The 872-nt window shown below is 72.6% G+C and carries 1 protein-coding gene and 1 pseudogene; both read left to right on the forward strand.

Going from position 1 to position 872, the window contains the following annotated elements:
* Positions 1 to 207: pseudogene (locus DWZ01_RS10970) on the forward strand (hypothetical protein); the annotation flags it as partial.
* 159 nt (positions 208 to 366) lie between these two features.
* The coding region (locus DWZ01_RS10595) for a response regulator transcription factor (protein WP_147332658.1) at positions 367 to 872 on the forward strand (506 nt) is incomplete at its 3' end.

The raw sequence follows: 872 nt of genomic DNA on the forward strand, positions 1-872 counted from the left end.
GGTGCCCTGGCGACGCCCCTGAGCTGGGTGCCGCTCGCCTGGCCCGCGCGCCTGGGGTCGCTCGGGGTGGAGGCCTTCATCGACGCAGCACGCGCGGCGGGCCCTCTCCTCACGACTGCGCTCGCTGGCCTCGTGCTCACCCTGTTAGCCGACGCCGTCCTTCTCGCCTGGTTCTGCCGCTTCGAGGACGGGAGGGCGGATGCGTAGGAGGCCGCTCGCCGCCATGCTCGTCCTCCTCTCCGCAGCGCCCGTCCTGGGCGGGAATGACTTGCTCGACGCCGGCTGGGGGTCGGCGCTGCGCGCAGGGCTCTGGACCGCTGAGCGCGGCGCTAGTACAATTTCGACGGAAGTTTCAGGAGGTCGAACATGGCGAGGATACTGGCAGTGGATGATGAACGGGCGATCCTCGACGCGCTCGCGCGCGTCCTCGGCCGCGACGGCCATGAGGTCGTCAGGGCGGCGGACCCGACGGCGGTCCCGGGGATGGACCTCTCGCGCTTCGACCTCGTGCTCTGCGACGTCATGATGCCGGGGCTCGACGGCTTCGAGCTCGTGCGGCAGATCCGCCCGGACTTCGACGGGCCCATCGTCTTCCTGACCGCGCGCGTGGCCGAGGAGGACGCCGTGGCCGGCTACGGCCTGGGCGCCGACGACTACGTCCGCAAGCCCTTCGGGGCCGCGGAGCTGCGCGCCAAGGTCGCGGCCCATCTGCGCCGTGAGCGCCGGCCGCGCTCGCACGCCCTCTCCTTCGGGGAGGTGCGGATTGACCTCGGCGCGCGCGGCCTCGCGGTGGGCGGCGAGGCCGTGCCGCTCACGCCTACCGAGTACGCCATCTGCGAGTACCTCGCCCGCCACCCCGGGCAGGTCATGAG

Origin of the sequence: Collinsella sp. AF28-5AC, assembly GCF_003457875.1 — a bacterium.
Taxonomy (GTDB): Bacteria; Actinomycetota; Coriobacteriia; order Coriobacteriales; family Coriobacteriaceae; genus Collinsella.